We start from the raw sequence: 13249 nt of genomic DNA, 5'->3' as shown, positions 1-13249 counted from the left end.
CAGGCCGCGCCTAGTTACTCGAACCAATGGGCTCGGGCGGCCATGATCAACTTGCCGGCACGATCATCGTCAATGCCGTCGATGTCGAGCAGATCGTCAATAGACTGCTCGGCCAGGTCTTCGCGGGTAATTACGCCGCGCACCGCCAGTTCCATCGCCAAATCCTTGTCCATACCCTCAAGCGAGAGCAGGTCTTCGGCCGGATGGGCGTCTGCCAGCTTTTCCTCAGTAGCGATGGCTTTAGTCAACAAACGATCCTTGGCCCGAGCGCGAAGCTCGTTGACGGTGTCTTCGTCAAAGCCGTCGATGTTGAGCATTTCTTCCAACGGTACGTAGGCAATCTCTTCCAGGCTGGTGAAGCCTTCATCTACCAGCACCTGCGCCAGGTCTTCATCGACTTCGAGCTCTTCGATGAAGTTGCGCAGGATGTCACCGGTTTCAGCTTGCTGCTTAGCCTGGATGTCCGATTCGGTCATCACGTTCAGGGTCCAACCGGTCAGTTGGCTGGCCAGACGCACGTTCTGACCACCACGACCAATGGCCTGAGCCAGATTGTCTGCGCCAACGGCGATGTCCATGGCATGGGCATCCTCGTCAACGATAATTGCCGCCACTTCAGCCGGCGACATGGCGTTGATGACGAACTGCGCCGGGTTATCGTCCCACAGCACGATGTCCACACGCTCACCACCCAACTCGCCCGACACTGCCTGAACACGCGAACCGCGCATACCAATGCACGCGCCCTGCGGGTCGATGCGTTTGTCCTTGGAGCGGACCGCGATCTTGGCGCGCGAACCCGGGTCGCGGGACGCAGCCATGACTTCGATCAGGCCTTCGGCGATCTCCGGCACTTCGATACGGAACAGCTCGATCAGCATTTCCGGTGCGGTACGCGACAGGATCAGCTGCGGGCCGCGGTTCTCGGTGCGGATTTCCTTGAGCAGCGCACGCAGGCGCACGCCGACACGGAAGGTTTCGCGGGAAATGATGTCTTCGCGAGCCAGCAACGCTTCGGCGTTGTTGCCCAGGTCGACGATCACGTTATCGCGGGTGACTTTTTTCACGGTGCCGGAGATGATTTCACCCAGGCGCTCGCGATAGGCGTCAACGACTTGAGCGCGCTCGGCTTCGCGAACCTTCTGCACGATGACCTGTTTGGCGGTCTGTGCAGCGATACGGCCGAATTCGATCGATTCGATCTTTTCTTCGACGACATCACCGACCTTGGCACCAGGATGCGTTTCGGCAACCTTGCTTGGCCAGGTTTCGATGGCCGGATCATCAAGATCGGCTTCTTCGACGACCGTCCAGCGACGGAAAGTCTCATAGGCACCGGTGTGGCGGTTGATTTCCACACGCAGATCAACTTCGTCTTCAAAACGCTTTTTGGTAGCAGTGGCCAGGGCCAGCTCCAGCGCTTCAAAAATCACGTTTGCCGGTACGCCCTTTTCATTGGATACCGACTCAACAACCAGCAGTACTTCTTTGCTCATCGTACGCCTCGCCTTTCGCAAGCCATTGGATCCGCGGGATCCGCGTCTCAGTCAAAACTGGGAATAATGTTGGCCTTGTCGATCATATCGATCGGCAACAGGAATTCATGGTCTTCTACCTGCACCACGACATCCTGTTCTTCTACACCGCGCAGAAGGCCCTGAAAGTTGCGTCGCCCTTCAAAGGGAGATCGCAGCTTGATCTTCACTTGTTCACCGGCAAATTTTGCAAACTGATCAATAGTGAACAGTGGGCGTTCCATGCCTGGCGAGGAAACTTCGAGGGTGTATTCAACGGAGATCGGATCTTCAACATCCAGCACACCGCTGATCTGCCGGCTGACAATGGCACAATCGTCCACCAGCACGCCGCCCTCTTTATCGATATAAACGCGCAACATTGAGTGGCGACCTTGAGCCGAAAACTCAATACCCCAGCATTCATAGCCTAGGGCCACGACCACCGGGGCCAACAAGGCCTGCAACTCTTCTAGCTTGCTCGACACCTGAACCCCCTCGTGCATGTATGTGCATGCTGTGCAAAATAAAAAAATGGGCGAAACGCCCATCCTTGAAACGCCGTCGAACAGCGGCGTTGAAAGTGTCCAGCTAACAAAAAGCCCCTTAAAAGGGGCTCCGCTAAAACTGGTTGCGGGGGCCGGATTTGAACCGACGACCTTCGGGTTATGAGCCCGACGAGCTACCAGACTGCTCCACCCCGCGACAAAGCTGGGGCGGAAGTATACGACCGATCCCTTACAGGGTCAATGTAACCTTCCACCTACAAGAAAGCCCGCAACAGCGGGCTCTCCTGACAATTGGTACCGAGAAGGGGACTCGAACCCCTACACCCTATGGGCACAACCACCTCAAGGTTGCGTGTCTACCAATTCCACCACCTCGGCAATACAGCGTTTACAACCCTTCTTACTTCTGCTCTTGAGCTGGAGGCACGTCAGTCGCTGGAGTAGCCGACTTTTGCTCTTGAAGCACCGGGACATCATCAGAAGCCGGTTTTGCTTTTGGTACTTCCAACACTGCTGGGTTCGGGAGACCTACTTGAGTCAGCACATGAGCTTTCTCTTTAGCAAAGTAACCTAACCCCAAGCTGGTTATGAAGAAACCGGCGGCAAGTATAGCAGTAAACTTACTAAGAAAGGTAGAGGAACCTTGGCTTCCGAACACAGTATTTGAAGCACCTGCACCGAAAGACGCACCAGCATCCGCACCTTTACCCTGTTGCAGCAAAACCAGAGCAACTACGCTCAGAGCAGCCAACAGATGAAAAACGACTACGACTGTTTCCAGCATTTTTTCAGTTTCCCGCGGCGCGACAGATCGCACCGAACTCATCTGCATTCAGGGAAGCTCCACCAATGAGCCCCCCATCGATATCCGGCATGCCGAACAGTTCGACCGCATTGGCCGCCTTCACGCTGCCGCCGTATAGAAGACGCACACCTTGTGCGACTTCAGAATTCTCTGCCGCCAACTGCGCGCGGATGGCTGCGTGCACATCCTGCGCTTGTTGCGGTGTAGCAGTCAGCCCGGTACCAATGGCCCAGACCGGCTCGTAAGCGATTACTGCCTTTGCAAACGCACCAACACCCAACTCCTCGATGATGCTGCCCAGCTGACGCGAGACAACTTCAAGAGTCTTGCCCGATTCGCGCTGCTCCAGGGTTTCCCCTATGCACAACACCGGAATCAAGCCACAAGCCTGTGCTGCTGCGAACTTGCGATTGAGTGTTCCATCACGCTCGCCCATCATCTGACGGCGCTCGGAGTGCCCGACAAGCACATAGGAACAACCCGCATCGACCAACTGGCTCGGTGCAATCTCACCGGTCAATGCGCCTTGCATGGCTTCCACCGCAGAATTCTGCGCGCCGACCTGGATCGACTTGCCCTTCAAGCCATCAACCACTTGGGTGATATGCAAGCAAGGCGGGAAAACCGCGACATCAACACCGCTCGGCAAGGCCAAGTGACGAAGGCCATTGATCAGCTCAGCGACACTGGCGCGGGTACCGTGCATCTTCCAGTTACCAGCTACCATAGTGCGACGCATGCTGTACCTCGTCGGTCAAAGTGGGCGCAGATGTTACCCAACCACATCATCACTGGCAAGCCGAATTCAGGCGCAAACTTCAGTTACCAGTTTTGCCAGGTCTTCGGCATGGCCGCGAACCTGTGTTTCGTCATCACCTTCGACCATGACACGCACCAACGGCTCTGTGCCGGACTTGCGCAACAACACACGGCCACGCCCCTCCATTGCCAGGGTTACACGCTCACATGCCTCTTTGACAGCCGGATGCTCAATAGGATTTGAGCCGCCCGCAAAACGCACGTTCAGCAATACTTGCGGGCACTTGCGCACGGCCTGGCGCGCCTGGGCCAGACTTTCTTCACGACGCTTCATGGCCATAAGCACCTGCAGCGCAGCAATGATCGCATCGCCTGTCGTGGTGTGCTGGAAGCAGACTACGTGTCCGGAATTCTCACCACCTACCTGCCAGTTGCGCTCAAGCAGTTCCGCGATCACATAGCGGTCACCGACATTGGCACGCACGAACGGAATACCCAGATCCGCCAGGGCCAGTTCAAGCCCCAGGTTACTCATCAGCGTACCGACGACACCGCCCTGCAGCTTGTTACGCTCGTGCAGGTCGCGAGCAATGATGAACAGGAGGTCATCACCATCAACAATGACACCCGTGTGATCCACCATCAGTACACGATCACCATCACCATCAAAGGCAATACCCAGGTCGGCATGCCCGGCAAGTACAGCGGCCTGCAACTGCTCCATATGGGTGGAGCCGCAGTTCTCGTTGATGTTCAACCCGTTAGGCTGGGCCGACAGCACTGTCACGTCTGCGCCCAACTCCTTGAATACGCTCGGCGCCACCTTGTAGGTCGCACCATGGGCGCAATCGACCACAATCTTCAGGCCGGCAAAATTGGTGCTGCTTGGCACGCTGCTTTTGCAGAACTCAATGTATCGGCCGGAGGCGTCGTTGATACGCGACACCTTGCCAAGCTTGCTGGACTCAACCACCGTCATCGGCGCATCCAGGAGCTCTTCGATCATCAACTCGATCTCGTCCGGCAGCTTGGTGCCCTGACCCGAGAAGAACTTGATGCCGTTGTCATCATGAGGATTATGCGAAGCACTGATCACGATACCGGCTTCAGCGTGAAAGGTGCGCGTCAGGTAAGCGATGGCCGGCGTCGGCATCGGCCCCAGCAGCATCACATCGGCACCCGCGGCAGACAACCCCGCCTCCAGCGCCGACTCGAACATGTAACCCGAAATCCGAGTGTCCTTGCCCACCAGGATGCGGCACGCGCCCATGCTGCGGAACGCCATACCTGCGGCCCAGCCGAGCTTGAGCATGAAATCAGGAGTAATCGGAAACTCGCCGACCCGACCGCGAATACCGTCGGTGCCAAAATATTTTTTAGTCATAAGTGCTCCATCATTCTTATTCGGCTGATTCTACCGCGGCAATCATACGCACCACATCCACCGTCTCGGCAACATCATGCACCCGCAAGATACGCGCACCCTTGGTGACTGCAAGCGCCGCCAGTGCAAGACCACCGTACAGTCGCTCACCCACCGGGCGATTCAGCGCAAGCCCTATCATGCTCTTGCGCGAAACGCCGACCAGAAGAGGCCGACCAAGGGCATGCAAGGACTCCATATGCTTGAACAGACTTAGATTGTGCTGCAGGGTCTTGGCAAAGCCGAAACCGGGATCGAGGACGATCTTTTCCACAGCAATCCCGGCGGCAACGCAGTGCGCAACCCGCTCGGCAAGAAATCCACTCACCTCACCAACAAGATCATCATAGTGAGGACTGTCCTGCATATTGCTCGGCTCACCCAGCATATGCATCAGACACACCGGCAAACCGGTGGCCGCTGCCGCATCAAGCGCACCGTCACGCTGAAGGGAGCGGACATCGTTAATCATTCCCGCCCCCAGGCGTGCAGTTTCGCGCATTACCGCCGGGGTTGATGTATCAACCGAGATGATCACGTCCAGTTCACGCGCAATGCGTTCAACTATTGGCGCGACCCTCTCCAGCTCCTCCAAGGGAGAAACCAGTCGAGCACCAGGCCGAGTCGACTCACCGCCGACATCAATCAGGGTCGCTCCCGCCGCCACCATGGCCTCTGCATGACGCAATGCAGCATCGCGCTGACTGAAGCGGCCGCCATCAGAGAAAGAGTCGGGGGTTACATTGAGAATGCCCATGACATGCGTATGGGCCAAATCAAGAACCCGGTTGCCGCAAGGCAACCGGGTGGAGGACAACACAGAAGTCATTTCAAACCTTAGACATCAGCTGCCGGGCCGCCAATCGGGGTTTCAGGGCGTTCATTCTGAACCACGGGTGGAGTGCCAGAGGTGCCAGAACCGCCTTCCCAATCGCGAGGTTCACGCGGCGTGCGGCCGGCCATGATGTCGTCGATCTGGTCGGCATCAATGGTCTCGTACTTCATCAGCGCATCCGCCATGGCATCCAGCTTGTCGCGGTTATCCGTGAGGATCTGCTTGGCCGTGCCGTAGCACTGGTCAATGATGCTGCGCACCTCGGAGTCGATCAGCTTGGCTGTCTCACCGGAGAAGCTGGCGTTTTGACCACCACCGCCACGCCCCAGGAACACTTCGCCTTCTTCTTCGGCATACATCAGCGGACCGAGTTTTTCCGACAAGCCCCACTTGGTCACCATGTTCCGTGCAATCTGGCTGGCACGCATGATGTCGTTGGAAGCGCCGGTGGTGACGCCGTCGAAGCCAAGGGTCATCTCTTCGGCAATCCGACCGCCGTACAGCGAGCAGATCTGACTGATCAGTGCGCGCTTGGACAGGCTGTAACGGTCTTCTTCCGGCAGGAACATCGTGACACCCAGCGCCCGACCACGCGGGATGATCGACACTTTGTAGACCGGGTCGTGCTCAGGCACAACACGACCGACAATGGCGTGACCGGCTTCGTGATAAGCGGTGTTCTGCTTCTCTTTCTCGGACATGACCATGGACTTGCGCTCGGCGCCCATCATGATCTTGTCCTTGGCCAATTCGAACTCTTTCATCTCCACGATACGCTTGCCGGTACGGGCAGCGAACAACGAGGCCTCGTTGACCAGGTTGGCCAGATCGGCACCGGAGAAGCCAGGAGTACCACGGGCAATCACGGCCGGAGCCACATCATCACCCATTGGCACTTTGCGCATGTGTACTTTCAGGATCTGTTCGCGACCACGGATATCCGGCAAGCCCACCACAACCTGACGGTCGAAGCGGCCTGGACGCAGCAATGCAGGGTCCAGCACGTCCGGACGGTTGGTAGCAGCGATCACAATGATGCCGTCGTTCATTTCAAAGCCGTCCATCTCAACCAGCAACTGGTTGAGGGTCTGCTCACGTTCATCATGACCGCCGCCCATGCCGGCGCCACGATGGCGACCGACGGCGTCGATTTCATCGATGAAGATGATGCAAGGCGCATGTTTCTTAGCCTGCTCGAACATGTCACGAACACGGCTGGCGCCCACACCGACGAACATCTCGACAAAGTCGGAACCGGAAATGGTGAAGAACGGCACCTTGGCTTCGCCGGCAATCGCCTTGGCCAGCAAAGTTTTACCGGTACCCGGAGGGCCAACCATCAGCACACCACGAGGAATGCGGCCGCCCAATCGCTGGAACTTGCCCGGATCGCGCAGGAACTCGACCAGCTCGCCCACTTCTTCCTTGGCTTCGTCGCAACCGGCAACGTCAGCCAGCGTGGTTTTCACCTGGTCTTCGGAGAGCAGGCGTGCCTTGCTCTTGCCGAAACTCATCGGTCCGCCCTTGCCTCCCGCACCACCTTGCATCTGGCGCATGAAGAACATGAACACCGCGATGATCACCAGGATCGGGAAGCTGGCTACCAGCAACTGGGTCCAGATGCTCTGCTGCTCAGGCTGCTTGCCTTCGACGACCACGTGGTTATCCACCAGATCACCGATCAGACCGTTGTCCTGGATGGCCGGACGAATGGTCTTGAAGCTGTCGCCATCGTTGCGTTTGCCGGTGATCACGTAGCCATCAACCGCTACGCGCTCGACCTTGCCATCCTTAACTTGCTGGATGAAGTCGGAATAGTTGAGGGTCTGCGGCTCGTTAGGGCTGGAGAAGTTGTTCATCACCGTCACCAGGACAGCCGCGATGATCAACCACAGGATCAGATTCTTTGCCATATCGTTCAATTAACTACCCTCTGAAGCAAGCTCCGCTACTGGCGCGCGCTTCGCATGATATTCACCGGCCTAACTTACTACATTACCTACAACACTGGCAGGCGCCGTCTGTAACCCTTTGTGAAACTTTGACTACACAATATTCGTAAAGCTTCGTGACGAAAGCGATATAAAAAAACCTATCGACTCCCTTCAAACCCTCAAAGACGCTCATCACTGGCGGCGCCTTCGATGCCACGGAACCCCCGCGCCAGCAGATACTGCTCGCGAGACCGGTCACGCGAGGAGTCCGGCTTACGCATTTGCACCTTGTCGAACAGCTTGCGAATGTTCTTGTGGTACTCGTCGAAGCCTTCACCCTGGAAGACCTTGACCAGGAAATCACCACCCGGACGCAATACCCGACCCGCCAGATCCAGCGCCAACTCGCACAGGAACATGGCTCGCGGCATATCAACAGCCGGTAATCCACTCATATTGGGGGCCATGTCGGAAATCACAAGGTCCACCTGCGAATTTCCGACGGCTTCCAGGATTTCGGCCAGGACCGCGTCCTGGGTAAAGTCCCCGTGCACGAACGTCACATCCGGGATGCTGTCCATCTCCAGGATGTCGGAAGCGATCAACCGGCCTTGCCCACCAATCAGACGACTGGCCACCTGGGACCAGCCCCCCGGGGCGGCACCCAGGTCGATCACGCTCATGCCTGGGCGGAACAATTTGTCCTTGTCCTGGAGTTCCAGCAATTTGTAGCTGGCCCGGGACCGGTAACCGTCCTTTTGCGCCTTTTTGACGTAAGGATCGTTGAAATGTTCTTGTAGCCACTTAAGGCTGGTTTTGGAACGGGCCACGGGCCACCTCGAAAAATAAAACGGGTCGTGATTAACTGGGCGGTCCCGGACTCGCTCGGGTAAACTGGCCGCCGCTTTTTACAAGATCAGACGCAGGGGTCAGATTATGCCGCTCACTCAAGAGCAGAAGAAACAGTACAAATCCATTGGCCACCATCTGAAACCAGTTCTGATTGTGGCAGATAACGGTTTGACTGAAGGTGTGTTAGCCGAATTCGAACGTGCGCTGAACGATCATGAACTGATCAAGATCAAGGTCAACATCCTTGATCGCGAAGCTCGCCTGGCTGCTATTGCAGAACTGTGCAAGGCAGGCAAAGCGGACCTGGTCCAGGTCATCGGCAAGATGGCGCTGCTGTATCGCAAGAACTTCAGCGTCAACAAGCAACTGTCGAACGTACACCGCTTCAAGTAATAAAAAGGGTCACGGGCGTGCTTCGCGCGCCCCGCCACTCCATCCCGGTGCAGGCTGTAAAACCAGCACCAGGCCGGAGAACCCTAGCACAAGATAGCTGAATAGCTGCCAGCGCAACGCTTCCGGCAACCAGACATGCACCACGCAAAACATTGCGCATGCATACAGCGCCATCAACAGCAGTTGCCCGCGAATATCCCGCCACAAACTCCCCAAGCCCTCGGCCTTGACCAGCACCAATACCTGGAGCGTCACGCACGCCGCCGCAAAACCCACCAGCAGCGCACTGAGTAGTCCATCGATCTCGTCGATCAGCAGCGGTGCCAGGCCAATCAGGCCCAGCGCTGGCAACACACCGATATGCAACAACCACAGGCCGCCCACCCAAAGCATCTGGGAGAGCTGCCAAAGCATGGCGCCCGCACGAAGCGGGCGCCGTCTTTCAGATGTGACGAACTTCAACAATCTCGTACTCGATCACACCGCTCGGCGTTTTCACAGCGACCACATCACCCTCTTCCTTGGCAATCAAGGCGCGGGCAATCGGAGACCCCACAGAGATCTTGCCTTGCTTGATGTCGGCCTCGTCCTCTCCCACGATGTGGTAGGTCACGCTTTCATCGGTCTCGACATTGGCGATTTCGACGGTCGTACCGAAGATCACCTTGCCCGTATGAGGAATGGTGGTCACATCAATGACCACCGAGTTCTGCAGACGGCCTTCGATGTCACGGATCCGCGCTTCGACCATACCTTGCTGCTCGCGGGCAGCGTGGTATTCGGCGTTTTCCTTCAGGTCACCCAGTTCGCGGGCCGTCCCGATGTCCTGGCTAAGCTTCGGACGGACGACCTTGGTCAGGTGGGCGTGCTCCTCTTCCAGGGCCTTGAAGCCCTGGACGGTCATTGGGTATTTGGTCATGCCTTCAATCCTGCGTGTAGATCCTGCAAGCGACGCACGGTCTTTTCCGGACCGAACTTGAGCGCTTCACAGATGGCTTCGCCAGCAGCAATGGTGGTGGTGCAGTAGATCTTGTGCTGCAAGGCGTTACGACGAATAGAGTAGGAATCCGCGATCGACTGGCGACCTTCGGTGGTGTTGATGATCAGGGTGACTTCGTCATTCTTGATCATGTCAACCACGTGCGGACGGCCTTCCGTCACCTTGTTCACGCGACGCACTTTCAGGCCGGCAGCTTCGATCAGCTTGGCGGTCCCGGCAGTGGCCACGACTTCGAAGCCCAAGTTGATCAGATCGCGGGCCACGCCTGCAACCAGTGGCTTGTCGTCATCACGCACACTGATAAACGCAGTACCGCCGGTCGGCAGCACTTCGCTGGCGCCCATCTGGGCCTTGGCAAACGCCTCACCAAAGGTATCGCCAACGCCCATCACTTCACCGGTGGACTTCATCTCTGGGCCCAGGATCGGGTCCACGCCAGGGAATTTGGCGAATGGGAACACCGCCTCTTTCACACTGTAGAAGTTCGGAATGATTTCCTTGGTAAAGCCGATTTCCTTCAGGGTCTTACCGGCCATCACGCGGGCAGCGATCATGGCCAGGGACACACCGATGCACTTGGAAACAAACGGCACGGTACGCGAAGCACGCGGGTTGACCTCGATCACGTAGATGTCTTCGCCTTGCAACGCCAGCTGCACGTTCATCAGGCCGACAACACCCAGCTCCAGGGCCATTTTCTTGACCTGTTCGCGCATTTCGTCCTGGATGTGCGCCGGCAGCGAGTACGGCGGCAGCGAGCAAGCGGAGTCACCGGAGTGAACGCCCGCCTGTTCGATGTGCTGCATGATCGCGCCGATCACCACGTCGGTACCGTCGCACACCGCGTCCACGTCCATCTCGATGGCACAGTTGAGGAAGTGGTCCAGCAGCACCGGGCTGTCGTTGGATACTTTCACCGCGTCACGCAGGTAACGCTTGAGCTCTTCTTCTTCGTAGACGATTTCCATCGCACGACCGCCCAGCACGTAGGACGGACGCACCACCAGCGGGTAGCCGATCTTGCTGGCGGCACGGATGGCTTCGTCTTCGCTGCGCACAGTGGCGTTTGGCGGCTGACGCAGGTTCAGGCGCTCAACCATTTGCTGGAAGCGCTCGCGGTCTTCTGCACGGTCGATAGCGTCCGGGCTGGTACCAATGATCGGCACGCCGGCCGCTTCCAGGGCACGCGCCAGTTTCAGCGGAGTTTGCCCGCCGTACTGGACGATCACACCTTTCGGCTTCTCGACGCGCACGATTTCCAGCACGTCTTCCAGGGTCACTGGCTCAAAGTACAGACGATCGGAGGTGTCGTAGTCAGTAGAAACAGTTTCCGGGTTGCAGTTGACCATGATGGTCTCGTAGCCATCTTCGCGCAGGGCGAGGGCAGCGTGGACACAGCAGTAGTCGAACTCGATACCCTGGCCGATGCGGTTCGGACCGCCGCCCAGGATCATGATCTTGTCGCGACCCGACGGCGCGGCTTCGCACTCTTCCTCATAGGTGGAGTACAGGTACGCGGTGTCGGTGGAGAACTCGGCCGCGCAGGTGTCAACACGCTTGTAGACCGGGAAGATCTCCAGCTTGTGGCGATGGGTACGCAGGTTCTTCTCGGTCACACCCAGCAGTTTGGCCAGACGCTGATCAGAGAAACCTTTGCGCTTGAGGCGGAACATCATGTCGCGGTCGATGCTGGCCAGCCCCAGGGTCTTGACCTTCTCTTCTTCCTTGATCAGATCTTCGATCTGCACCAGGAACCACGGGTCGATCATGTTCATGCCGAAGATGTCTTCGACGGTCATGCCGGCACGGAACGCGTCCGCCACGTACCAGATGCGCTCGGCGCCCGGCACGGTCAGCTCGCGCTTGAGCACGCTCATGCTTTCCGGGTTGCTCAGGTCGAGTTTCTCGTCCAGGCCGCAAACGCCCACTTCCAGGCCGCGCAGGGCTTTCTGCAGGGATTCCTGGAAGGTACGGCCGATGGCCATGACCTCACCGACAGACTTCATCTGGGTGGTCAGGCGCGCATCAGCCTTGGCGAATTTTTCGAAGGCAAAACGCGGCAGCTTGGTGACGACGTAGTCGATGGAAGGCTCGAAGGACGCCGGGGTCTTGCCGCCAGTGATGTCGTTCGACAGCTCGTCCAGGGTGTAACCCACGGCCAGCTTGGCCGCGACCTTGGCGATCGGGAAGCCGGTGGCTTTTGAAGCCAGGGCCGACGAACGGGATACGCGCGGGTTCATCTCGATCACGACCATGCGGCCAGTGTTCGGGCAGATACCGAACTGAACGTTGGAGCCGCCGGTTTCCACGCCGATCTCGCGCAGTACCGCCAGGGAGGCGTTACGCAGGATCTGGTATTCCTTGTCGGTCAGGGTCTGTGCCGGAGCCACGGTGATCGAGTCACCGGTGTGCACGCCCATCGGGTCGAAGTTTTCGATGGAGCAGACGATGATGCAGTTGTCCTTTTTATCGCGGACAACCTCCATCTCGTATTCTTTCCAGCCGATCAGGGATTCGTCGATCAGCAGCTCTTTGGTCGGCGACAGGTCCAGGCCGCGGGCGCAGATTTCTTCGAACTCTTCACGGTTGTAAGCAATACCGCCACCGGTGCCGCCCATGGTGAACGACGGACGAATGATGCACGGGAAGCCCAGGGTCTCGAGGACCGCATTGGCTTCTTCCATGCTGTGGGCGATACCGGAACGCGGGCAGGCCAGGCCGATGGACTTCATGGCCTTGTCGAAGCGCGAACGGTCCTCAGCCTTGTCGATGGTGTCGGCATTGGCGCCGATCATCTCTACGCCGAACTTTTCCAGGACGCCTTCGCGCTCCAGGTCCAGGGCGCAGTTCAGTGCGGTCTGGCCGCCCATGGTCGGCAGCAGCGCGTCCGGACGCTCTTTCTCGATGATCTTGGCAACGGTCTGCCACTTGATCGGCTCGATGTAGGTGGCGTCGGCCATGGCCGGGTCGGTCATGATGGTGGCCGGGTTGGAGTTCACCAGGATGACGCGGTAGCCCTCCTCGCGCAGGGCTTTACAGGCCTGGGCGCCGGAGTAGTCGAATTCACAGGCCTGGCCGATCACGATCGGGCCAGCGCCGAGAATCAGGATGCTTTTTATGTCTGTACGTTTTGGCATGGGTTTGTCACTCAAATCCGCAGGTCAGTCGGCAAGCCGTCTTGAACAATCTTTGAAGAGCCTGCGGGGGCCACCGACATCCGGGGCC

The 13249-nt window shown here is 58.0% G+C and carries 12 protein-coding genes and 2 tRNA genes; 1 reads left to right on the top strand and 13 read right to left on the bottom strand.

Features of this window, described 5'->3' with window-relative positions; genetic code table 11:
* Nucleotides 1–14 precede the first annotated feature (14 nt).
* The 10 genes from nusA to rlmE all read right to left on the bottom strand — a co-directional run bounded on the left by nusA (nt 15) and on the right by rlmE (nt 8609).
* Nucleotides 15–1496, bottom strand: a complete 1482-nt coding sequence (gene nusA / locus BM110_RS25520) for a transcription termination factor NusA (RefSeq protein WP_025857112.1) — start codon at nt 1494–1496, stop codon at nt 15–17.
* A 47-nt stretch (nt 1497–1543) separates the two neighbouring features.
* The gene (rimP, locus tag BM110_RS25515) at nt 1544–2002 is read right to left on the bottom strand and encodes a ribosome maturation factor RimP (RefSeq protein WP_003235029.1); all 459 of its coding nucleotides are present in this window, start codon (nt 2000–2002) and stop codon (nt 1544–1546) included.
* Nucleotides 2003–2142: 140 nt separating this feature from the next.
* Nucleotides 2143–2219: transfer RNA gene (locus BM110_RS25510), tRNA-Met, on the bottom strand.
* 96 nt (nt 2220–2315) lie between these two features.
* Nucleotides 2316–2401 (bottom strand) — tRNA-Leu (locus BM110_RS25505).
* Nucleotides 2402–2423: 22 nt separating this feature from the next.
* Nucleotides 2424–2807 (bottom strand): preprotein translocase subunit SecG, encoded by a 384-nt coding sequence (gene secG / locus BM110_RS25500; RefSeq protein WP_003194191.1) that lies wholly within the window; start codon nt 2805–2807, stop codon nt 2424–2426.
* A 4-nt stretch (nt 2808–2811) separates the two neighbouring features.
* Complete coding sequence (gene tpiA, locus BM110_RS25495; RefSeq protein ID WP_058427650.1) at nt 2812–3567, bottom strand: triose-phosphate isomerase; 756 nt, start codon at nt 3565–3567, stop codon at nt 2812–2814.
* Nucleotides 3568–3633: 66 nt separating this feature from the next.
* Entirely contained in the window at nt 3634–4971 is a 1338-nt protein-coding gene (gene glmM, locus BM110_RS25490) for a phosphoglucosamine mutase (protein WP_093125940.1), read from the bottom strand.
* A gap of 16 nt (nt 4972–4987) precedes the next feature.
* Entirely contained in the window at nt 4988–5839 is an 852-nt protein-coding gene (gene folP / locus BM110_RS25485) for a dihydropteroate synthase (RefSeq protein WP_071489995.1), read from the bottom strand.
* A gap of 8 nt (nt 5840–5847) precedes the next feature.
* Entirely contained in the window at nt 5848–7758 is a 1911-nt protein-coding gene (gene ftsH / locus BM110_RS25480; RefSeq protein ID WP_058427653.1) for an ATP-dependent zinc metalloprotease FtsH, read from the bottom strand.
* Between the two features lie 200 nt (nt 7759–7958).
* Nucleotides 7959–8609 (bottom strand): 23S rRNA (uridine(2552)-2'-O)-methyltransferase RlmE, encoded by a 651-nt coding sequence (rlmE, locus tag BM110_RS25475; RefSeq protein WP_010206606.1) that lies wholly within the window; start codon nt 8607–8609, stop codon nt 7959–7961.
* A 106-nt stretch (nt 8610–8715) separates the two neighbouring features.
* On the opposite strand from rlmE, the gene yhbY reads away from it, so the two are divergent.
* Entirely contained in the window at nt 8716–9024 is a 309-nt protein-coding gene (gene yhbY / locus BM110_RS25470; protein ID WP_028617972.1) for a ribosome assembly RNA-binding protein YhbY, read from the top strand.
* A 9-nt stretch (nt 9025–9033) separates the two neighbouring features.
* Here the strand turns inward: yhbY and BM110_RS25465 are convergent, their stop codons facing one another.
* The 3 genes from BM110_RS25465 to carB are packed head-to-tail and all read right to left on the bottom strand — an operon-like array spanning nt 9034 to nt 13161.
* Nucleotides 9034–9438 carry an MFS transporter gene (locus tag BM110_RS25465; RefSeq protein ID WP_071489994.1) on the bottom strand — a complete coding sequence of 135 codons (405 nt, stop codon included), beginning with the start codon at nt 9436–9438 and terminating at the stop codon, nt 9034–9036.
* Between the two features lie 28 nt (nt 9439–9466).
* Nucleotides 9467–9943 (bottom strand): transcription elongation factor GreA, encoded by a 477-nt coding sequence (greA, locus tag BM110_RS25460; protein WP_060752268.1) that lies wholly within the window; start codon nt 9941–9943, stop codon nt 9467–9469.
* Nucleotides 9940–13161 (bottom strand): carbamoyl-phosphate synthase large subunit, encoded by a 3222-nt coding sequence (carB, locus tag BM110_RS25455; RefSeq protein ID WP_010206612.1) that lies wholly within the window; start codon nt 13159–13161, stop codon nt 9940–9942. Before carB ends, greA begins: the two co-directional genes overlap by 4 nt.
* Nucleotides 13162–13249: the final 88 nt, after the last annotated feature.

This window comes from Pseudomonas sp. NFPP28 (genome assembly GCF_900115535.1).
Classification (GTDB): Bacteria; Pseudomonadota; Gammaproteobacteria; order Pseudomonadales; family Pseudomonadaceae; genus Aquipseudomonas; species Aquipseudomonas extremorientalis.
This window is presented reverse-complemented; position numbering and strand designations above follow the sequence as displayed.

Bases quoted from the DNA above. Each gene is read 5' to 3' on its own strand.
- nusA (WP_025857112.1), bottom strand. From the start codon at position 1,496: ATGAGCAAAGAAGTACTGCTGGTTGTTGAGTCGGTATCCAATGAAAAG.
- secG (WP_003194191.1), bottom strand. From the start codon at position 2,807: ATGCTGGAAACAGTCGTAGTCGTTTTTCATCTGTTGGCTGCTCTGAGC.
- tpiA (WP_058427650.1), bottom strand. From the start codon at position 3,567: ATGCGTCGCACTATGGTAGCTGGTAACTGGAAGATGCACGGTACCCGC.
- glmM (WP_093125940.1), bottom strand. From the start codon at position 4,971: ATGACTAAAAAATATTTTGGCACCGACGGTATTCGCGGTCGGGTCGGC.
- folP (WP_071489995.1), bottom strand. From the start codon at position 5,839: ATGACTTCTGTGTTGTCCTCCACCCGGTTGCCTTGCGGCAACCGGGTT.
- ftsH (WP_058427653.1), bottom strand. From the start codon at position 7,758: ATGGCAAAGAATCTGATCCTGTGGTTGATCATCGCGGCTGTCCTGGTG.
- yhbY (WP_028617972.1), top strand. From the start codon at position 8,716: ATGCCGCTCACTCAAGAGCAGAAGAAACAGTACAAATCCATTGGCCAC.
- BM110_RS25465 (WP_071489994.1), bottom strand. From the start codon at position 9,438: ATGCTTTGGCAGCTCTCCCAGATGCTTTGGGTGGGCGGCCTGTGGTTG.
- greA (WP_060752268.1), bottom strand. From the start codon at position 9,943: ATGACCAAATACCCAATGACCGTCCAGGGCTTCAAGGCCCTGGAAGAG.
- carB (WP_010206612.1), bottom strand. From the start codon at position 13,161: ATGCCAAAACGTACAGACATAAAAAGCATCCTGATTCTCGGCGCTGGC.